Raw genomic sequence first — 23,510 nt, 5'->3', positions numbered from 1 at the left:
AGGTACGCATATGAATATTAGGCACGCTCAGACAGCTTTAAGTAATCCATCTTGCAATGACGCGAACCACAACGAATTTTTTAGAAGCTATGTCGAGCATTTAAGTCGCTTAGCTCGTGAAAGGCCCAATGACCGGGCGCTGACAGTGGTGAACACTCAGGGTGAAATCACCCTTGATTACGCCACCCTGGAGCGGCGTTCCCGCGCCCTGGCCTGCGAGCTCCAGCAGCGGTTTGCGGTTGGTGAGCGTGCCTTGATCCTGCTGGATAATGACGAGCACTATGTGGTGGCCTTCTTTGCTTGCCTATATGCCGGAGTGATCGCCGTGCCGGTCTTTCCACCGGAGTCGGCCAAGCAGCAGCACCTGGTTCGTCTGCTTGCCATTGCCGCCGACTCCCAGGCTGTCTGTGTGCTTACCTCTACGACGATTATTGATGTGGTTGCCTCGGCAAGCGAAGGTTTCGGCAGTGCGGAATTGATCGCCGTGGATAGCGTAGATGCGGCCCACGCTGAACACTGGGTCGAACATTATCCAAAGCGTGGTGATATTGCCTTTTTGCAGTACACCTCAGGCTCCACGGCTACCCCAAAAGGGGTGATGGTCAGCCATGGCAACCTGATGGCCAACGAGCGTGCTATCGAGACAGGTTTTTCGATTGGTGCCGATGATGTCTTCGTTAGCTGGCTGCCGCTTTACCACGATATGGGCCTGATCGGTGGATTGTTACAGCCCATTTATCGCGGTATTCCTTTGGTATTAATGAGCCCCACCTTCTTTTTGCAGCGGCCGGTACGCTGGCTGGAAGCGATTTCCCGCCATCGTGGCACGATTAGCGGCGGCCCCGATTTCTCCTATCGGCTGTGCCTTGAGCGTATTCGCGACGAACAGATTGAGACACTCGATTTATCCAGCTGGCGGGTAGCGTTTTCAGGAGCCGAGCCGGTACGTTACACGACTCTCACTGGCTTTATTGAACGCTTTCGCCCGGCGGGCTTTGCCGCTGACACTGCAGCCCCCTGCTATGGCTTGGCTGAAGCCACGCTGCTGGTCAGCTGCAATTCACGCGGAACAGGCGTGGTGGGCACGGCTTTTTCGCAACAGTCGCTGGCCGAGGGGAAGGCCACTTCAGCGGTTGAAGGCAACACGCTGGTGGGCTGCGGCACGCCGGAACCAGGTCACACAATCGACATTGTTGATCCAGAGGGGCTTCACTCCCTGCCCGAAGGCGACGTCGGCGAGATCTGGGTCAATGGGCCCAGCGTGGCACATGGGTATTGGCAAAACCCCGAAGCCACGGCCAAAACCTTTGTTACCCGTCATGGGGTTAGCTGGCAACGTACCGATGCTTATGATGCCGATACACAAGGTCACGACGCTCGAGACGATCGCTGGCTGCGCACCGGCGATCTCGGCTTTTTACACCAAGGGCAGCTGTATATCGCTGGGCGTATTAAAGACCTGATCATTCTGCGCGGCCATAACGTCTACCCCCAGGATATCGAGTGCGCTATCGAAGTAGAGGTGGAGGCGGTGCGTAAGGGGCGCGTGGCGGCCTTTGCCGTGACCACGCCGGAAGGCGCCGAGGGGATTGGCGTGGCGGCAGAAGTCTCACCTGGTATGCAAAAGCTAGTGCCCGCCGAGAAGCTGGTCGCAGCGCTAAGTGAGGCAGTAGGATCCGCCTGCCATGAGCCGCTTTCTGTCGCGCTACTACTCAACCCTGGCGGCCTTCCCAAGACCTCCAGCGGCAAGCTACAGCGCAGCGCCTGTCGTCAAGGCTGGGAGGCGGGCAGTCTGGACGCCTACGCCATTCACGCCTTTGGGCATTTTGTCAGCGGTGGCGACGATGAGGACGCTAGTGGTGGAGAGTCATCGCACTCTACCGCAGAAGCTGGGAGCGAAACCGAGCAGACGTTAGCGACGCTCTGGCGCCAAGTGCTGGGCGATGACGACACTCAGCCGGAGAGTCAGCCGCTAGGCAGCAATGCCCACTTCTTTGCTAGTGGTGGTAATTCTCTGGCGGCGGTGCAGTTGGCGTCACGCATTAGCGATCATTGGGCGATTGATTTTTCGGCTAAGTCAGTCTTCGAGCATTTCTCACTGTCTGCTATGGCGAAGGAAGTCGAGCGCATAAGAAAGGATCATACCAATTCGGGTCGTTTGCCTATCCCAGTATTGTCAACTGCGCGTCGTGCTGAGCCACTGCCTCTCTCTCATGACCAGCAACGTCTATGGTTCTTATGGCAACTAGACCCTGAGAGCACGGCTTATCATATCGGTGGCGTTCTGCGTTTATCAGGCCAATTGAACACTGCAGCAATGCATGATGCTTTTGACGGTTTGATAGCACGGCATGAGTCGCTGCGTACCTTGTTTTACGTTGACGATGAGGGGGTTCCCAAGCAGTTAGTTAGACCTGACGTTTCCTTTGGCCTGGAAGTCGCTGATTTTCGTGGCATGTCGGCTGAGGAGGCCCAGCAGCGTGAGGATGACACGATACGGCGGATAAATGATGAGCCGTTCGATCTCTCAACAGGCCCTCTGTTGCGGGCGGCGTTGCTGCGTGTGAGCGACGATGCATATGCCTTGGTCGTTGTAATGCATCACATTATCTCCGATGGCGTATCGATGCAGATTATGCTCGATGAGTTGGCAGCTTCTTACCGCGCCCATATTTGTAGTGAGCCTGCTCAGTTGCCTGAGTTGAGTGTCCAATACGCTGACTATACAAGTTGGCAGCGTGACTGGCTGGCAGCCGGTGAGGGTGATAGACAGCTTGCTTATTGGCAACAACAGCTTGGCAGTGAGCACCCTGTGTTGGACTTGCCAACGGATCATCCCCGTCAGGCGTCGACGGCTAAGCGTGCCGGTCAGCATGAGTTTTCTCTTTCTGAAGAACTTCAAGAAGCCCTGTGCAGGCTCGCGGAAAGTCAGAGCACGAGCCTCTTCTCCGTGCTTTTGGCAGGTTTCCAAGGCTTGTTGCATCGATATAGCGGACAGCGAGAGATTCGCGTGGGAGTGCCAGTCGCTAATCGACAGCGTCAGGAAATAGAGGGGGTAATCGGTTTTTTCGTCAATACTTTAGTGTTGCGCAATGATATCGATAGTCGCCACTCATTTGAAACGATACTGACTCAATGTCAAGACGCTGTTATCGGTGCCCTGGCGCACTCAAACTTACCTTTTGAACAGCTAGTTGAAGCGCTACAGCCCGCACGTAGTTCGACTCACAACCCGCTTGTCCAAGTCATGTTCAACTATCGGCAAGAGGATCTCACAGCGTTTCAGACATTGCCCGATCTGACACTGACTGAGTCAGGGTTTCTTCAGCAGGATGCCCAGTTCGATTTAACGCTAGAGGTGCGGGAGTCTCCTGATGGACAGCTGAAATTCAGCATGGTTTATGCGTCGGAGCTTTTCGAGCCTGAGACTATTCAGCGCCTTGCGAGATATTTTGAGACATTACTGCAAAGGGTGCTTGCGTTACCAGGGCAGGTGCTGGGCGATATCGAGTTGCTTGAGAATTCCGAGCAGCAGCAACTTATTCGATGGGGAGTAAACACTCAAGGGCACTCCGATGCTGCGCCAGTCCATCATTTGATTGAGCAACAAGCGGTAGCAAACCCTGAAATCACTGCGCTTGTATTTGCTGATCAGTCACTCAGCTACGCTGAGCTTAATACCCACGCCAATCATCTAGCGCACTATCTAATCGACCTTGGAGTGCGCGTCGAAACCCGAGTGGGCATCGCCATGGAGCGTTCCATCGAAATGGTGGTGGGGCTACTGGCGATCCTCAAGGCGGGGGGCGCCTATGTACCGCTGGATCCCGAGTATCCCACGGAGCGGCTGGCTTTCATCGCCGACGATAGTGGCATCGAACTTCTGCTAACTCAGCACCACTTGCGCGAGTCACTGCCGGTCGCTGATGGCCTCAGCGTTGTCGAGTTGGATCGGCTGGACATTGCGCATCACGCTTCTAACAATCCAGCGGTAATGCTGCACGGCGAGCACCTCGCCTACGTGATTTACACCTCGGGCTCCACTGGGCGGCCCAAGGGCGCTGCCATCCGCCATGATGCTTTGACCAACTGCATGGTCTGGATGCAGGAAACCTATCAGCTCACCGATACCGATGCCGTGCTGCACAAGGCACCGTTCGGGTTCGACGTCTCGGTATGGGAGATTTTCTGGCCGTTAAGTGTCGGGGCACGTTTGGTGATCGCTCAGCCAAGCGACCACCGGGATCCAGAACGCATTATTGAGCTGATCCAGCGGCACGGCGTTACCACGCTCAACTTTGTGCCCTCCATGCTCAAGGCCTTTCTGGCCTATCCCGATGTTAAGACCAGGACGCGGCTCAAGCATATCATGTGCGGTGGCGAGGCCGTTCCAGCCACGCTGCAGCAGGACGTGGCTGAGTGTCTCGACGGTACCAACCTACATGATCTCTATGGTCCCACTGAAACCACCATTCATGTCACTCACTGGTGGTGCCGTGAGGATACACACCGCCAGATCCCCATTGGGCGACCCATTAGCGGTACTCGCACCTATGTCTTGGATGGTGAACTCAACTTGGTACCACAGGGCGTCTCGGGAGAGTTGTACCTGGGCGGGGTAAGCCTGGCTCGAGGCTATCTCAATCGCAGTGACCTCACGGCGGAGCGTTTTATCGCCGATCCGTTCACCGAGGGTGAACGCCTCTACCGCACCGGCGACCTAGTGCGCTGGCGAGAGGATGGTCAACTTGAGTACCTGGGTCGCCTGGATCATCAGGTGAAGATCCGCGGCCTGCGTATCGAGCTGGGGGAGATCGAAGCTGAGCTGCTATCGCAACCGGAAATTCGCGAGGCGGTGGTGGTTGCACAAGAAAGTCCTAGTGGCTCGAGGTTGGTAGCGTATGTAGTTTCACACGCTGAGGTAGAGCTTGACACTAGCGTTCTACGCGAGGCGCTGGGGCAACAACTGCCGGACTATATGGTGCCGGGAGTCGTGGTTACGCTCGATGTACTGCCTTTGAATGCTAACGGCAAGGTAGATCACAAGGCCCTGCCTGAGCCGGAGCTAGCCAATGGCTCGCACTATGAGCCGCCCCAGGGCGAGGTGGAGGAAGCACTGGTGGACATCTGGTCCGAAGTACTCGGCGTCGAACGGATAGGGCGTTACGACAACTTCTTCGAAGTAGGAGGGCACTCGCTTGCAGCAATTCAGATATCGGCACGTTTCACACAGCGCTTTGGAGAGACGTTGCCAGTACGGCTGATATTCGAATATCCGACGCTGGCGAAAATGGCAACACAAGTCACGTTAAAACAGGTGAATGCTGATGGTGGTCGCGCAAAGCGGCTCTCCACTATGGATCAACTGCTCAACGAATTGGAAGGGTGAAGCATGGAATTGGACGAAAGAAAGATTGCTCAACGTTTTGCAGAACTTCAGTTTGAGGCGCAGCGAAGTTTTCTGAATAAGTTGAGAAGTAGTGGGATCGATTTTCGTGAGCTTCCTATCGTGCCCGCTACCCGAACTGAGCAATTTCCGTTGTCATATTCGCAGCGTAGCTTATGGCTCACATGGCAGCTTGATCCGGCAAGCCCGGCTTATAACATGCCCGGTGTATTTCATTTGCAAGGCCCACTGGATGTTGCTGCATTCGAGTCGAGTGTGAATGACCTTGTGAGGCGTCATGAAGTACTCCGCACAATATATCCTCAGAACGAGGATGGAGAACCTCTGCAGGAGGTTCTCAGTGGCTGGCAGGTGCCGGTATTACACGATGATTTACAGCATTACGCCGAGTTAGCGCAGGAAAAAGAGCTACAGAGGCTTATTGGCGACTTCTCTCAACGCCCGTTTGCGCTTGATGTTGAACCACCATTCCGCATGGCAATCTGCCAACTGAGTACTAGCCACCATGCAGTTGCCATTGTATTGCACCATATCGCTTGTGACGGTTGGTCGATTCAATTGCTCATCGATGAGCTGTTCGAGTTTTACGAAGCCCGAATACAACAACGTGATGCAGCACTACCTTCGTTAGCCATTCAGTTTGGTGATTATGCGATATGGCAGCGGAGTTGGTTCGAGGCTGGTGAAATTGAGCGGCAGCTAGACCACTGGCGCCAGCGTCTGGGGGACTCACACACGCCTATCGATCTTCCTTTGGATCGCCCAAGAGGCATCCTGAAAACATCGAAAGTCGGCCAGTGTCATGCTCAATTATCTCGAGAGGTGAGCCACGGCATTCACCAGCTAGCCCGTGAGCATGGCGCTTCTTTATATATGGTGATGCTGTCACTGTTAAAGCTGACGCTACATCGTTTCAGTGGACAAAGCGACATAAGGGTAGGTTCTCCAAGTGCTAATCGAAACAAAGCTGAAACTCATGGTTTGATTGGTTATCTGCTCAATGTTCAAGTGCTGAGAACTTTATTAGAGCCTACCAATGGGTTTGCCAGTTTATTAGATGCCGTTAAAGAAACCGTGCTTGATGCCCAGGATTACCAGGATATTCCCTTCGATACTTTAGTAGAGGCGCTGCAGCCTGAGCGCCAGCCTGGCGTACATCCTCTATTTCAGATCAAGTGTACCCAACAGAAAGAGTTGGCAAGAGAAAAGAACGTAGGTGATTTAAAGGTACATCTTAAAGAGCTCAATGGCGGTGATGCTCACTTTGATCTAAGCGTTGACTTCACCGATACAACTGATGGAATTCGCTGCGTCTTTGCCTATGCGATGGCACTGTTTGACGAACAGACAATCAAGAGATTCGCCGGAGCACTACAAAGCCTAGCTGAGCAGGTGCTTAAAGAGCCAAGTACACCGTTGGCGTCGCTCGAAATCCCAGCCCCGAGTTCGGCGCTTGAAAGCAAGCCAACCGCATTTCCTTACGGCAGCGTCACTAAGCTCTGGGATCAAGCCGTTGAAGAACATTCCCAACAACTTGCGATGCAAGATGCACCGGATCATGGCGTCACTTATGCCAGCCTGGATGCTCAAGCTCAGCGTATGGCACAGGCACTAATCGCAAAGGGCGTTGGCGCCGAAGTGCGTGTTGCCATTCACGCCGAGCGCTCGTGTGAATACGTACTCGGTATCCTAGCCGTACTTAAAGCGGGTGGCGCCTTCGTACCGCTGGATCCACAACTGCCAACGGAGCGCCTAGCCTATCAACTGGCTGATAGTGGCGCTCACTTAATGCTGAGCAGCACACCCTGCGACTGGAGCGGTGACGTTCCGGTAATGGAATTGGCGTTTGCCGATGATATTCCGGCTGCAGTAGAACACGAACTGCCCGTCATCCATCCCCAGCAGACCGCCTATGTGATCTATACCTCTGGCTCCACGGGCAAGCCCAAGGGGGTAGCGGTAAGTCACGGTGCGCTGGCCAATTACGTGCAGGGTGTTCTGGAGGCGCTGGCGCTACCAGAAGGTGCCCGCAATATGGCGATGGTGTCGACGGTGGCGGCGGATCTGGGGCATACGGTGCTGTTTGGTGCCTTGTGCACCGGGCGCACCTTGCACCTCATTTCCCCTGAGTGCGCCTTCGACCCGGATGCTTTTGCGGCTTATATGCGCGAACAGCAGGTGGATGTGCTGAAGCTAGTGCCTAGCCACCTGCGGGCACTGCTGAGTGCTGTAAACCCAGCAGATGTACTTCCCCACGAGCGCCTGATTCTGGGCGGCGAAGCGACCGACTGGGCGCTACTGGAACGTATCGCCGAACTCAAGCCAAACTGCCAGGTGCTTAATCACTACGGCCCTACGGAAACCACGGTCGGTATTCTCACCCAGCAAGCCGACATGGCTGATCGAGGTGCCAGCACACTGCCGATCGGCACGCCGCTGGCCAATGCTCAGGCCTGGGTGCTCGACCCCTGGCTTAATCCGGTGCCGAAAGGCGTAGCTGGGGAGCTCTATTTGGGCGGGCCAGGGCTTGCCCAAGGCTATCTACAGCGCCTGGGGCAAACGGCGGAACGTTTCGTCGCCAGCCCCTTCCGTGGGGGGGAACGGCTCTATCGCAGCGGTGACCGTGTGCGCCAACTGGCCAACGGTAGCCTGGAGTTCCTTGGTCGTGAGGATGATCAGGTCAAGATTCGCGGCTATCGGGTGGAACCGAGCGAGATCGCAGCCCTGTTGCGCGATCAGCCGGGTATTGCAGAAGCTGAAGTAATTGCACGGGAAAACGAAGAAGGCCGCGCGCAACTGTGCGCTTATGTGGTGATGGCTGCCGGGAGCGATGTCGATGACGCCGCGTTACTCGCGCAGCTTGGCGAACGCGTGCCGGACTATATGGTGCCCAGCGCCATAGTACGGCAGGAGGCTCTGCCGCTAACCGCCAATGGTAAGTTGGATCGCAAGGCGCTGCCCGAGCCGTTGCAAGCCGGTGGTGGCAAAGCCTTTGAAGCTCCCCAAGGAGAAGCCGAGGAGGCGTTGGCAGCGGTTTGGGTCGACGTGATCGGCTGCGAGCAGGTGGGGCGTAACGACAACTTTTTCGAGCTGGGGGGCGACTCCATCCTCAGCCTGCAGATCGTCGCGCGCTCGCGAAAGCGGGGCTACAAGATAACACCCAAGCAGCTGATGGAAGGGCAGACCGTGGCCGCCGTGGCGGCGATGGCCACGCCCCTGGCGGCGGCCGCACCTAAACAAGCGGCTGCACCCGATAAAGTGGCTCCCTTTGCACTGTTGCCGGTACAGCGCTGGTTCTTCGAGCAGAACTTCGCCGAGCCACATCACTGGAATCAGTCGTTGATGCTGGAAGCGGCCAGTGGTGTAGATGCCGCGCTGTTACGGCGTGCCATTGAGGCCGTGGTCGATCACCATGGCGCCTTGCGGCTGCGCTTTGAGCGCGTTGGCGATAGCTGGCAACAAGCCTATGGCAAGCTAGCCGACGATCTCTTCGAGCACGTGGATTTAAGCGATCATGCGGATCCGGCGCAGGCCATCACTCAGGCCGCCGATGCTGCACAGCGCAGCCTAAGCCTGGCGCGGCCGTTCCGCGCCATCTGGATGGAACTGGGAGGCGAGCATGGCGGACGACTGCTGCTAGTGGCTCACCACCTGGTGGTAGACGGCGTGTCGTGGCGCGTGATTCTCGATGACCTGCAAACAGCCTACACGCAGTTAATTGCAGGCAAGACAATCGACCTACCACCGGCAACCACTTCGCTGGATGAGTGGGTGCGCACCTTGGCCGACTACGCCACATCCGAAGCGTTGGCTGAGCAACGCCCCTATTGGGAAAGCCTTGTCAAAGAGCCAGAGCCTAGCCTACCGGCACAAAATCTCCAGGGCAGCAACACCGTTGCCGATACCGCCTCGCTCGTTGGCAGCTTGTCTACCGAGGCGACCACGCAACTGCTGGGGCCGGTGCATAAAGCCTACCGCACCCAGGTGGATGACCTGCTCCTCACCTCGCTGTCGAGTGCCTTATGCCAATGGGCCGAACGAGACAGTGTACTGATCGAACTGGAAGGCCATGGTCGCGAAGATCTGTTCGACGGTGTTGACCTCAGTCGCAGCGTAGGTTGGTTCACTTCCCTCTATCCTGTTCGCCTGACGCCGGGTAATGCAGAGCCTAGCTCGAGCCTAAAAACAGTTAAAGAGCAACTTCGCCAAGTGCCTGACAAGGGGCTCGGCTACGGCGTGCTGCGCTATTTGAAAGAAGAGCCCGCGCTGGTGGGTGGCGCCTACCCCCAGGTCACTTTCAATTATCTAGGTCAGTTTGATCGCTCTCTGCAGGGCGATGCGGCCTGGCAGCTTGCCAAAGAGAACGCAGGACAATCCCGCGCACCGCAAAGCGAGCGCCGTACCTGGATTGAGGTAGTGGCCTGGGTTCAGGAGGGCCAACTGCGATTTGACTGGCATTACAGTCGCGAGATTCACAGCGAGGCAGCGATGTATGCCTTGCAAGCAAGCTTCCAAGCGCAGCTAGAGGCATTGATTGAGCACTGTGATAGCGGCGTTCGTGGTTCTACGCCATCGGACTTCCCGCTGGCGGGGCTGAGTCAAGCGCAGTTGGACGGTTTACGATTGGATGCCACCAATGTTGAGGACATCTACCCGCTGGCACCGATGCAGCAAGGGCTGCTATTGCATACCCTGCTCAATCCAGGCGCGGGTATGTACATGATGCAGGATCGTTACCGGTTTGCTTCGCCGATTGATGTCAACGCTTTCGAGAAAGCCTGGCAGCGAGTCGTCGAACGGTATGAGGTACTACGTACAGGATTCGTCTGGCAAACCGAAGACATGCAGTTGCAAGTGGTGTATCGGCGCGTCCCTTCGCCAGTGGAATATATCGATTGGCGCGGCATTGATGAGAGTGAGGCTGATCATCGCTTATCGGTGTTATTGCGTCAGGAACTGGATGATGGCTTCGATCTGGAACGGCCACCTTTGCTCAAGGTACGTCTTATCCAATTGGCGGAAAACCTGTTCTACGTCGTACAGAGTTTCCACCATATTCTGATGGATGCCTGGTGCCGCTCCCTGCTGCTCAGTGATTTCTTCCACTACTACGATGCCTATCGCCTAGGCACGAGTTACGAATTGACGCAACCAAGACCGTATCGTGATTTTATCGCTTGGTTGCAGCAACAGGATGCCAATGTGCTTCGCAACTATTGGCAACATGAGCTTGAAGGTTTCGATGAGGTAACGCCGATTCCTTACCTTAAGCCGCACGGTTCGCTCGACAGTGTTGCCACGGTAGCCGATGTATTCTCTTCTCTCTCTCTCAATGAGAGTGCAGGGCTACAGAGCGTCGCCCGGCAGCATCAATTGACGGTCAATACGATCGTACAAGGGGCATGGGCACTGCTGTTAGGGCGGCTTTCCCAGGTGGATGACATCCTATTCGGCGTGACAGTAGCTGGGCGTCCGCTAGAACTGGAGGGCATACAGGAGACGATGGGGCTGTTTATCAACACGATTCCTCTACGTGTGTCAGCGCCTTCGCCGCAAACATCTGTCCTTGATTGGCTACATGGGCTATTGGCGAAAAACCTGGAGATGCGTCAATACGAGCATCTGCCGCTAGTGGAAATTCAATCGCTAGGAGAAGGGCTACAAGGGCGCAGTCTATTCGATAGCCTCTTTGTATTCGAAAATGCGCCAATAGATACCAGCATCACGGAGAAAATTGAAGATCTTCATGTTTCCATCAAGGGGAACCGCACCCACACTAATTATCCCTTGACCGTAGTGGTAGTGCCTGGCGAGCAATTGATGTTGCAGCTCTCCTATGACGCCCGAAAGTTTGACGACTCCGAGGTCGAGAGACTGCTCTCGGGCTTCCGCCAAATCCTCTTGCAAATTATCGACAGCCCCGATGCTCTCTATCATGAATTGAACGTCTTACCTGTAGAGGAGGTGGAAAAGCAGCAGGTACAGTGCAGTGGGCAGTCGGTTGCTTATCCATTCGAGCGTGGCTATATCGACCTGTTCCACGAGCAGGTACGGATGCATCCACACCAAGTTGCCGTTCGCCATCAGGGAGACATACTCACTTATGATCAGCTAGACGACAACTCGGATCGTATCGCCCAAGCGTTGCGGCAAGCTGGGATAAAGAAAGATGATGTCGTGGCCCTGCATGCCGAGCGCGGCCTAGCGTTGCCAAGCATGATTCTGGGTACGTTCAAGGCTGGTGGTGCGTACCTAGCGCTGGATAACCGGCTTCCTGATCAGCGTATCGCCGATATGCTGGCGTCCAGCCGAGCATCGCTTCTGGTTGTCACCGCTGAGCAAACACCGCATCTTGAAACTGTGCTTGCATCCATGCCCAACCCGCCGCGGATGACAGTGTTCGAGGATCTCATCACGGCGGAAGGGCTAGAGGGGGATGTCACCGTATCGGTGCACCCTGATCAGGCTGCCTATGTCATCTATACCTCCGGTTCGACCGGTGAACCCAAGGGCGTAGTCGTTAGTCATCGTGGCATGCTCAATAACCAGTTGAGCAAGGTTCCCTACCTGGATCTGTCGGCCAGCGATGTCATTGCCCAGACCGCAGCGCTGAGTTTCGATATCTCCGTCTGGCAAACGCTGGCGGGGCTGTTGTGTGGCGCCAGCATCGATATCGTGCCTGATGAGATTGCACGCGACCCCAGTGCGTTGCTCCTTTATGTGCGCGACAACGGCATAACGGTACTGCAAAGCGTACCTGCAGTGATCCAGGGAATGTTGAACGCTGCCTCAGTCGACCTGCCAGCACTGCGCTGGCTGCTGCCCACGGGGGAAGCCTCCACCTCCGAGCTAGTGCGCCAATGGTTTGAGCGCTATCCAGCGATCCCATTGGTCAATGCCTATGGCCCTGCTGAATGTGCCGATGATGTATCCCTGCACTTGCTGCGTAGCGATGATAACGAGCACGTAGCCGTGGTGCCAATCGGTAAACCGGCCGATAACACCCAGTTAATCGTTCTCGACAACCAACTGAACCTACTACCAATGGGGGTGAGTGGCGAACTATATGTCGCCGGTGTCGGTGTTGGGCGGGGTTACCTGAACCAACCTAAGCTTACGTCAGAGCGCTTCGTGCCCAACCCGTTTGCCGATGTCCCTGGGGAGCGGCTCTACCGGACAGGTGATCTGGCCTGCTATCGCACCGATGGCGTGCTTGAATACATCGGGCGCACCGATCAACAGGTCAAGATACGGGGCCAGCGCATTGAGCTGGGTGAAATAGAGTCTCGGTTGGTGAAATTCGATGTGATACGAGAAGCGGCAGTGGTGGCCCAGGAGGGGCCAGGCGGAGCCAGGTTAGTGGCTTATGCGGTCGCCCAGGCATATGAATCGATCGATGCGACCGAGCTACGCGAACGTCTGGGGCAGGTATTGCCGGACTATATGGTGCCAAGTATGGTGATGATGCTCGATGCTTTGCCACTAACGCCCAACGGCAAGGTGGATCGTAAGGCATTGCCCGAGCCTGACTTCGCTAGTAGCTCGCAATACGAGCCGCCCCAAGGTGAGACCGAAGAGGCGCTGGCGGCGATTTGGAGCGAGGTGCTGGGTGTCGATCGGGTGGGTCGTCACGACAACTTCTTTGAGTTAGGGGGGCATTCGCTGTTGGCGCTAAGTGTGCTCGAGCGCATGAGGGTTCGAGGCCTGGAGTCTCAAGTACGAACGCTATTTCAGTGGCCCGAATTGGCGGCCTTCGCCAAGGCGCTGTCTCTAGGGCCTGAACGGGAGAGACTGGTTATACCGCCCAATAGGAATCCAGAGCATTGTCAGTCGATCAAGCCGGACATGCTGACACTGATCGATTTGGATATAGATCAAATCAGTCGTATAGAAGATGCAGTCCCAGGTGGAGCGACCAATATCCAGGATATCTACCCTCTGGCACCGTTGCAGGAGGGCATTCTTTTCCATCACCGATTACAGGAAGAGGGGGACACGTATGTACTCCCTTGCCTGCTTGGTTTTGATAGTAGGGAGCGACTTGAGCAGTTCGTTGCCGGTTTCAATCAATTGATTGCCCGTCACGATATTCTGCGCACTGCAGTACTCTGGGAAGAGCTTCATGAACCAGTGCAAGTGGTGTATCGGCGCGCTTCAGTAGAGGTGGAGTGGCTAGAGCTGAAGGAAACCGATACCTCGTGCAGCGTTTCCGAACGACTAAATGCCCATGTTGATCCTGAACATTATCGCATCGATGTACGCCAGGCGCCGATGGTTCGGGCGATTGCGGCACAAGATGATGAGCAAGGGCGCTGGTTATTACAGCTGCCCAGCCATCACTTAGTGCTGGATCACACCACACTTGATCTGCTGGTGGACGAGATTGCCCTCATCCAGCGAGGACGAGAGGGCGAATTGCCCAAACCGCTACCATTTCGAAACTTTGTAGCACAGGCAAGGTTGGGCGTGAGTCCGGGGGAGCATGAGGCTTTCTTTAGAGAGAAGCTGTGTGATGTAGATGAGCCTACTGCTCCATTCGGATTACTGGATGTACACGGCGATGGCAGTGGTATAGAGGAGATTCGCCTACCGCTGACAGCACAACTGGCCAAACAAGTTCGACAGCAGGCTCAGCGGCATGCTGTCAGCACTGCTACCCTATTTCACCTAGCTTGGGCGCAAGTATTGAGTAAGACGACAGGACGGGACGACGTGGTGTTTGGCACTCTACTATTTGGTCGTATGCAAGGTAGTGAGGGTGCCGAACGGGCATTAGGGATGTTCATTAATACGTTACCTATTCGTATCAGGTTAGGCACTAACAGCGTGGCCGACTGCTTACGCGAGACTTATCGTGAGCTTGCTGAATTGTTACACCACGAGCATGCCAGCCTCGGGGTAGCGCAGCGATGTAGCGGAGTGGCAGGAGGAGCTCCACTGTTCTCAACCTTGTTGAACTATCGTTATAGTGCTCCGAAGTGGGAAGGTGAAACCAACCGGGCGTTGGAAGGTATGGAAGCATTGGGTAATCGAGGTCGTACTAACTACCCAATTGTGATGTCAGTAGACGACCTTGGCGAGGGGTTCCAGCTGGTGGGGCAGGTTAGCCGCAAACTCGGAGCTCAACGGTTGTGTGATTATATGTGGGCGGCACTGGTCGGCATTGTGAGTAGTCTTCAAAAGGCGCCTCAGCAATCACTAAGTGAGATCAGCCTGCTGGGTAAAGATGAGCGGCAGTTGTTGAGCGAGTGGGGAGTGAATGCATACCGGCATCCCGATGCTCAGCCAATCCACCAAATGATTGAATGCCAAGCCATGAAGACGCCAGAGGCAATGGCATTGATCTTCTCAGAGCACCGTCTCAGCTACGGCGAGCTTAATATTCGTGCCAACCGTTTAGCGCACTATTTGATTGGCTTGGGTGTTCGTCCTGAAACTCGGGTGGGCATTGCCGTTGAGCGCTCTATCGAGATGGTAGTAGGGCTATTGGCTGTTCTTAAAGCTGGTGGTGCATATGTGCCGCTGGATCCCGAGTATCCCACGGAGCGGCTGGCGTTCATCGCCGACGATAGTGGCATCGAGCTACTGCTGACTCAGCGCCACTTGCGCGAGTCATTGCCGGTCGCTGATGGCCTCAGCGTTGTCGAGTTGGACCGGCTGGACATTGCGCATCACGCTTCTACCAACCTAGCGGTGGCACTGCACGGCGAGCATCTCGCTTATGTGATTTACACCTCAGGCTCCACCGGGCGGCCCAAGGGCACCGCCATTCGCCATGATGCCTTGACCAACTGCATGATCTGGATGCAGGAAACCTATCAGCTCACCGATACCGATGCCGTGCTGCACAAGGCACCGTTCGGGTTCGACGTCTCGGTATGGGAGATTTTCTGGCCGTTAAGTGTCGGGGCACGTTTGGTGATCGCCCAACCGGGTGACCATCGTGATCCAGAGCGCATCATCGAGCTGATTCAACGGCACGGCGTCACCACGCTCAACTTTGTGCCCTCCATGCTCAAGGCCTTCCTGGCCTACCCCGATGTGAAGGCCAGAACGCGGCTCAAGCATATCATGTGCGGTGGCGAGGCCGTTCCAGCCACGCTGCAGCAGGACGTGGCTGAGTGTCTCGACGGTACCAACCTACATGATCTCTATGGCCCCACTGAAACCACCATTCATGTCACTCACTGGTGGTGTCGTGATGACGCTCACCGTCAGATTCCCATTGGGCGACCCATTAGCGGTACCCGCACCTACGTCTTGGATGATGAACTCAACCTGGTACCACAGGGCGTTTCGGGAGAGTTGTACCTGGGCGGGGTAAGCCTGGCCCGTGGCTATCTCAATCGCAGTGATCTCACGGCGGAGCGTTTTATCGCCGACCCGTTCACGGAGGGTGAACGCCTCTACCGCACCGGTGACCTGGTGCGCTGGCGAGAGGATGGCCAGCTTGAGTACCTGGGTCGCCTCGATCACCAGGTGAAAATCCGCGGCCTGCGTATCGAGCTGGGGGAGATCGAAGCTGAGCTGCTATCGCAACCGGAAATTCGCGAGGCGGTGGTGGTTGCACAAGAAAGTCCTAGTGGCTCGAGGTTGGTTGCGTATGTGGTTCCCCAAGCCGATAGTGAGCTCGACACCAGCTCACTACGTGAAACGCTGGGCCAACAACTGCCGGACTATATGGTGCCGGGTGTCGTGATTACACTCGAGACATTTCCGCTGAATACCAATGGCAAAGTAGACCGAAAAGCACTGCCTGAACCTCATTTTGAGGAAAAACGCGAGTATGTGACGCCCTATACGCCAGAAGCCCTACAGCTCGCCGAGATCTGGCAAGAAGTGCTGGGTGTTGAGCGGGTCGGCGAGACCGATAACTTCTTCGAGTTGGGTGGGGACTCCCTGCTGAGCTTGACAGTGATGAGCCGGGTGCAAGCGCTACGGGACCCTGGGCTTAACTTCAAATTGTTCGATCTGATGCAGAAACCGACCATTGCGGATCTGCTGGGTGTGAGGAAAAACAGTGAGGCGCTGCCCAAAGGGGCAGTCATGCTAAATGGCGAGTGTGCTAACCAGCCACCGCTATTCTGCATCCATGCCGTAATGGGAACAGTTTTTGATTATCAGTCGTTAGCTCGGCGCTTGCAGGGAATATGCACGGTTTACGGACTACCTTGCCGAATGTTGACCGATCCACTGCATCGTGATTCCTCACTTAAAGCGATGGCTGATGACTATGTAGAGATAATACGCAGCATACAGCCTGAGGGGCCCTATCGGCTATTGGGGTGGTCTCTTGGTGGGGCATTAGCTGCGATGATCGCGGCTCGACTTGAAGGGCTAGGGCAAGATGTGAGTCAACTGGCTTTGATAGATCCCTATATACCGGGCAGTAGCCTGCATAGTGAGGATAGCTGGCAGCGAGATCTTGTTAGTTTCTCATCGGTCATACTGCCAGGTGCTTCGCTTGAAGCATTCGAAAATAATGAAGGGGGCATGAAAGCGCCGAGTGAGGAAGAAATTGCCATTAAATTGGAGAGGTCAATGACATCATCCGGTACAAATGGTCGCGAGGGTTACGCGGCACTGGGCAGTGAAGAACTCGCCCGAATCTTCTTTGTGGCAAGGCACTTAAAGCATCTTTCACTACAGCTTGATACCTTGCCAGCGTTAAACTGTGAAGTGGAGTGTTGGTGGGAAGCGGGAAGAACTTGGAAAGAGCAGCAGGCGCTGGTGGAACAGTTGAATAGTGTCCCGAAAACCTCAATTGAGACTCTCAATGATCATTTCTCAATCATTACGGATGGTGCTCTGTTATCTCAACTGGAGGAGCGGTTAGGAGTTGGTGCTGAGCAACACTCGTACGAAGTTGAGAGAAACCTATTTTGAATAATATAATTTTTTGAGTTTATAACTCTTAAGGTGGTTTCAGTAGCGCGCTAGATACGCTTAGCGCGCTTTGATTAAGTTTGGGTATCTGTTTGTAATGCTTCTTTGAGAGATTCAGCAAAGCGGAGCATGGAGGGGAAGCCTCCCCATGGCCAATAGTTTCTTTCCATACTGACCGACGTATCATCTAGCCAATGCTGCCATAACCCTGACTTTGGTAATGTTGAACCTGATATGTCTTGAGAATAAGCTGGGCGAAGAACAACGATTTGGCCTGTCAGTTCAAATGCTTCACGAACTGACAAGGTACTGAATCCCCAGTTGTTAGTAGATCCCTGCCAGGCATTTTCAAATCCAAGCCGTGTCAAAGCTGCATCTTCCAAGCTCCCAGGCCCATAGACACGTACATGTTGGTCGTCTCGGATTTCGATGATCAAGAGAGTCGCTGCAGGCCTTTCAATCTGTGTGGCAATCTCTGACATTCTGGCTTCTACAGAGTCAATGAATGCTTCGGCCTGCTGTTGCCCACCATTCAGCTCTCCCACATCTCTAGTCAATTGTTCAAGGCCTAGCCAAACATCAAGGCCTTTCGTAAATGGCCGGATTTTTATTACATGAGCAATACGGGAAATTTTGTCTTCTAAGTTTAGGTGAGCTGGAGGTGCGATCATTATTTCATCAGGTTTCAGTGATGCAAGGTATTCAAGGTTGGGTTGAAATCTAAGCCCGAGATCAAAGGCATCAGGAAGTAAGTGTTCTTGGTATAACTGTCTGTATTGTGCTAAGCCGGCTAAAGCAATGGGTGGTTGGTGTAAGGCACTAAGTGTATCTGCTGCAGCATAGTCAAAAGTAACATTACGCTGCTGATCATCAGCGTTAGCCGCAGATAATAAAATTAATATAAGGAAAATTGGTAATATAAGGTTTTTATATATTGATGATGTCATGTCGTCTTTGTATACTTTGATTAAAAGATAAAAAATTAAACTTTTTTGATCTGTCATTATAATAGAGGAGTTTAAATAAAAAACGAGATGCCTATGAGTATAAAGGCACCTCGATTTCTCATTTTAGCCTGAATATGTTTTTCTTAACTCCTCAATAGGACAAGCCACCTACCAACGATAGCTGACGGTTGCTGTCACATTGCGCTCTTCGCCAAAATGGCAAATCGTGGTGCTAGAGCAAGAGGAGGCATATTCTTTATCAAGGAGATTATTGGCATTGACCTGCAAGTTCATGCCCTCAAGATCGCTTGATAACATGCCCAGGTCATATTCCAACATGGCGTCGACCAGTGTATAGCCGTCTACCTGAAAAGTGTTTGTATCATTGCCCCATGTGGCGTCGTTGTAGCGCACGCCCGCGCCTATGCCCAATCCGTTTAACGCTCCCTTCGTGAATTCATATTTGCTCCACGCAGAGGCCATATGACGGGGCACGGCATAGGGCGTATTGCCTTGGGTTTCATCATTGGTCTCAACATATTCCATATCCGTGTAAGTATAGTTGGCGAGCAATGAAAGCTGCTCTGTGGGACGTAAGATGGCAGATAGTTCTAAGCCGCGCGAACGTACTTTCCCGATAGACTCATAGAATGATGTATTAGGAATGGCTTCAGAAACATTTTCTTGCTCTAGCTGATATACAGCAGCCGTGTATTGGTCGTTGCTGCCGGGGGGCTGATACTTGATACCTGTTTCGTACTGAGAGGCCTCGCTGGGATCTAATGCGTTGCCAGAAGCATCAGTCCTTGTAGCGGATGCTGCCTGATATGATTCCGAGTAACTGACGTAAGGGGAAATGCCATTGTCAAAGGCATATAATAGGCTGGCACGACTAGTGAACTTCTTATTGTTGCTTTCAGAAGACATGCCTAAGTTGGTGTAGGCAGTACTGGTGTCAGCCCAATCTTGACGCCCTGACAGGTTTAAACGCCAGCGGTTGAAGCTAATCTGATCCTGCAAGTAAACCCCAGTCTGTTCCACCTTGTTGATGAAGTTAGTGGGCGTTGCGTATGTGATTTGTGTGTTTCCATACTGTGGGTTGAAGGCATCCAGGTGAGACGCCGATCCGAACTGCCATTCTCCTGAATTGCGTTGGTACTGGTAGTCCACACCGGCCAGCAGCGTGTGTTCAAGAGACCCGGTCGTAAAATTCCCCTGTAGCTGATTATCTACGTGGTAGGCGTGCATTGACTCATCGGCTCTTGCGGCACGTCTATTTAGCAGATTACTATCGTTAACGTAATCGCTGGAATAAATTTGGTCATAATCGATATCCGCAGAGGTGAAGCGGAAGTTTTGCCGAGCCTGCCACTGATCGTTGAACTGATGTTCTAGTTGGTAACCTATTAGCCGTTGATAACGCTCGAACCCATTAACACCTGGCTCTCCATCAAAGAAGTCATTATTGATCCTTCTGCCATTATGATCTCGTATCGTTCCGTCAGCCGGTGTCCACCCGTAGTAGCCACTATTCGGCTCGTGTTGCAGGTAGGCCATTAAGGTCAGCGATGTCGCATCGGTTGGCAAGAACGTTAGTGAGGGAGCAATGGTATAGCGCTCGTTCTCTACATGATCGAACTGGCTGTCCGAACCACTCGCTAAACCCACTAGACGGTAGGCGACCTGTTGGCTTTCCCCTATGGGGCCACTGAAATCAAATCGTGCTGTACGTTTATTATGGCTGCCCGTTTCTAATTGGATCTCATGGCTAGGTGAGAATAGAGGGCGTTTGCTGGTTAACCCGACGAGACCACCAGGGTAGCTTTGTCCATATAAAACGGATGTCGGCCCCTTGAATACATCAATTCTCTCAAGAAAATAGGGATCAATTTGCAACGAATTGTAGCCTCCAACATCACCAGCCATTTTAAGACCGTCAAAATAGACGTTGTCGATACTACCGACGCCACCAAAGCCGCGCATATTAATGAAATCGTAACGATTGCCAAAACCGTTGCGGCCACCTGTGAACACGCCAGGGGTATAGCGTAGTGCTTGCTGTACAGACTTCGCACTTTGATCCTCGATCTGATCGCGAGTGACCACGGATACCGACTGGGCTGTATCCATCAGCGGGGTATCAGTCTTGGTGGCACTGAGACTAGTATCCGCGGTATATCCCTCAGTGGGTTGTAGTGCACCTGAAATTCTATCACCCGTTACGTGCACTGTAGGCAATGTATTCGCCGCATTGCTATCTAATTGCGTGCTCTGCTCAGCATCTTGTGCAAACACAGCTGCCGAAGAGCTACAGGCAGCCAGAGCAATGGCCGCCGTTAGCCACCGCTTGCGGAAAGTGGGTTGATTCACAAATGTTCTCCTTGCATGAAGTTCGTTTTAATTTTAAGTAAATGTTAATTATTATTGTTTGCATTATGAATATAGAATAACCGAAGTCAACCTCTTGTGAGCTTCGGGGTGGTCGGGAGCTATGGCGCGGTGGCTTCTTGCTTGCAGGGAGAAGGGGCATATAAGTCAGCTGTCTGATCCAGTGCAGTACAGATCTCACTTGTCCGTGCCGCCAAAATCGAAAGCAGAGTATCGCTTAAACCATGGGTGGGCTCGCAGCTGCCTTGCAGGAAAATAGCCGGTTTGAACCCGGGCTTGGTGTAGAGCTGATAATGACGATTGACGGCAAAGTCAGATAGATAGTCTTTAACCGGCGCCAGTAGCTGTTTATGAGTGTCGCGTACATAGCCGGTGGCTAACACCACGGCGTCGTAACGGGTGATATCCGTATGGCCAGTCTCCAGATCACGCACGTTTAGCTCGACGCCTTCTGGGCTTGCTTGACTGCCGATAACCTCATGGCGACGACGGAAGCGGTGGCGGGCCTGGCCGGTTACTTTTTGCTGATAGAACACATCGTAAATTTCCTGAATCAGCGCCAAGTCAGGGGCTGAGTAGTTGGTGCTTTTGTACTCTTGCAGCAGTGCTTCCCGCTGGCCGGTGGGGTTGTTGAACACGTAGTCGGTGTATTCGGGGTTGAATATCTCGTTAACGAATGGGCTATCGTCCGAGGGCTTAAAGGCCCATGCTCGGCTAATAAGATCCACCTGAATGCCTTCACGGTTGTGCAGATCAAGGAAGATTTCAGCGGCGCTCTGGCCCGCGCCTATCACTGCAATGCGTTTGGGAGCATCTTGCTTTGCCAATTCCCGGAGGTAGTGGCTGGAGTGGAAGACTCGGGGGTCGTCTTTTAGCCCAGCAAAGCATTCAGGCACATTGGGCGCGCCACCTACGCTGATCACCAGTGAACGGGTGAGCCTTTCCTGCACCGCGCCGCTCTCATCCCGTGAGCGAACACGAAGGTAGGCGACCTCGTCGTTGTCAGTTTCGGGCAGCACTTCAAAGACATCCTCACCATAAGCGCACTGGTGTTCAAAGTGGCTGGCCGTCCAGCTTAGGTAATCATTGAATTCGTGACGGCTGGGGAAGAAGGTCTGCAGGTTGATAAAGTCCTGCAGGCGGCCCTTGCTGTGAAGGTAATTGAGGAAGCTGAAACGGCTTCCTGGATTGCGCGGCGTGACCAGATCCTTGAGGAAAGAGATCTGCATATGGGCATTTTCCAGCAGCATATGCGGGTGCCAGGCAAAGCAGGGCTGGCGTTCAATAAAGAAAGCATCCTGTGCTTGCCCATCCTGGCGCTGCTCGTCGAGCGCAATGGCCAGGGCAATGTTGGAGGGGCCGAAGCCGATGCCGATCAAGTCGTGAATATGCATGAGAGTCCTCGTGGCTGACGTGTTTATAAGGTGAAGCGTGGGTCGGGTTGTGGCGCAGACCCAGGGTGCGAAGGCAGCGGAATCCAACTGCGCTCGTTAAAAAAGTGCTCGCGCATTTGCATGCCGAGCATGGCCCGCTTATGGGGAAAGTCGAACGCCTTAACGTGGGCGTAGCCGCACTGGGCAAGGTTGCGCAGCATCTTGGCGTTATCCACGCGGGGTTCGATCACCAGGCGCTGGGTGCGGCAGTCATCCAGAAACAGGTAGTGCGATATGGAAGGTAGCCAGGCCGCCACATAGGGCCGCCCGCGAAAAGCGGCTTCGCCGATCAGTACGTGCCAGCCGCGATCAAAGTCATCGGCAGCGTAATAGGCGCCGATGCGATCCTCCTTGGCCCAGTAGGTCTCGAAGTAGCCGAAGGGCTCGCCGTCGATACAGCCGATCAGTGGTACCACGCTGGGATTTTGCAACGTGCTCTCCAGCCGCTCGCGGTGCTGTTGCAAGTCACCCTGCTCCTCCCAGAAGTGGGCGACGACCGGGTCGTTCATCCAGCGGTTGAAGCGTTCCAGATCAAGTTCCAGGTTAAGGACGCGAAAACTCAGAGTGGCATTGAGCCAGGGAATATGACGCTGATAGACCGTGCCGCTGGGGCGCGGCGGGCGGCGTGGATGGCGCTTTCCGTTCTCCAGAATGGGTTGCTGCGGGTAGACGCGCATGGAGGGAGAGGTGAGCCAAAGGGTTGGCAACTGCCAAAATAGCTCCGCGTAGGCCCAGAGTTCTCCATGGCTATCTTTAACGGCGATGCCGGTTGCACACAGGTTGGCATGCAAAACAGTGGGTAGCTGAAGGCGTAGTGCAGCAGTGGCCGGGTTAAAGGCAAAAGCTCCTTCGATAGCCGCAAGTAACGCCGGGAGAGGTGGCGCGGAGCGCTGCGGCCAGCGCAGCGTCAAACGGTTGCTATCGTCCGCCAATGACCATTCAAGATGCTCTTGATCATCTTTTACGAGCAGCGACTGCGTGTTGGCATCACCAATGACTTGATAGCCGAAGCCCTCGGGCCATGAGAGTAATGAGGCTTCCGCAGGGCTTTCAGAGGGTACCTGTGTTTGTGCCTGGACAGAACGGGACACCGCAAAGCTCCTATTAATAAGAACGAATCACAAAAAAGAATCGAAAAATCTAAGAAAGAAACAGCCGGAAAAATTACCTGCCACGGGGTGGCATTACTCACTTCCTTACCTAAGGACGAATGAGAATGAGGCTTGTTTACATAAATATGGGTTAACTTTTTGCGGGCGCGGTTCGTCTGTAGAGGTAAGTGTCGATTGATGCAGTCAGAAAATGGCAAGCGATTGGCATGGATGATAGTCGTCAATTGTAGTGCTAATTATTATCATTTAGAATATTTGTTAATTTTTCAATCACTAACTCCCGCAAAATATTAAGGCTAATCCCATGACTCGTCTGCCTGTTGTTCCTCTTGGGGCA

At 54.0% G+C, this 23,510-nt stretch carries 6 protein-coding genes; 2 read left to right on the top strand and 4 right to left on the bottom strand.

Annotation, left to right across the window (positions count from 1 at the left end):
• The first annotated feature begins 145 nt into the window (after positions 1-145).
• Both ACU6TU_RS12555 and ACU6TU_RS12550 read left to right on the top strand, forming a co-directional pair.
• Entirely contained in the window at positions 146-5,389 is a 5,244-nt protein-coding gene (locus ACU6TU_RS12555) for an amino acid adenylation domain-containing protein (RefSeq protein ID WP_447141744.1), read from the top strand.
• Between the two features lie 3 nt (positions 5,390-5,392).
• A complete protein-coding gene (locus ACU6TU_RS12550; RefSeq protein ID WP_447141743.1) occupies positions 5,393-17,293 on the top strand; it encodes an amino acid adenylation domain-containing protein in 11,901 nt (3,966 codons plus the stop codon).
• Between the two features lie 74 nt (positions 17,294-17,367).
• Here ACU6TU_RS12550 and ACU6TU_RS12545 read toward each other — a convergent pair whose 3' ends face one another.
• From ACU6TU_RS12545 to ACU6TU_RS12530, 4 genes are all read right to left on the bottom strand, one after another.
• The gene (locus ACU6TU_RS12545; protein WP_447141742.1) at positions 17,368-18,297 is read right to left on the bottom strand and encodes an ABC transporter substrate-binding protein; all 930 of its coding nucleotides are present in this window, start codon (positions 18,295-18,297) and stop codon (positions 17,368-17,370) included.
• Between the two features lie 111 nt (positions 18,298-18,408).
• Positions 18,409-20,610 carry a TonB-dependent siderophore receptor gene (locus ACU6TU_RS12540; RefSeq protein ID WP_447141741.1) on the bottom strand — a complete coding sequence of 734 codons (2,202 nt, stop codon included), beginning with the start codon at positions 20,608-20,610 and terminating at the stop codon, positions 18,409-18,411.
• 119 nt (positions 20,611-20,729) lie between these two features.
• The gene (locus tag ACU6TU_RS12535) at positions 20,730-22,022 is read right to left on the bottom strand and encodes a lysine N(6)-hydroxylase/L-ornithine N(5)-oxygenase family protein (protein WP_447141740.1); all 1,293 of its coding nucleotides are present in this window, start codon (positions 22,020-22,022) and stop codon (positions 20,730-20,732) included.
• Positions 22,023-22,045: 23 nt separating this feature from the next.
• Complete coding sequence (locus tag ACU6TU_RS12530; RefSeq protein WP_447141739.1) at positions 22,046-23,152, bottom strand: GNAT family N-acetyltransferase; 1,107 nt, start codon at positions 23,150-23,152, stop codon at positions 22,046-22,048.
• Positions 23,153-23,510 lie beyond the last annotated feature (358 nt).

This window comes from Halomonas sp. LS-001 (genome assembly GCF_052983955.1).
This window is presented reverse-complemented; position numbering and strand designations above follow the sequence as displayed.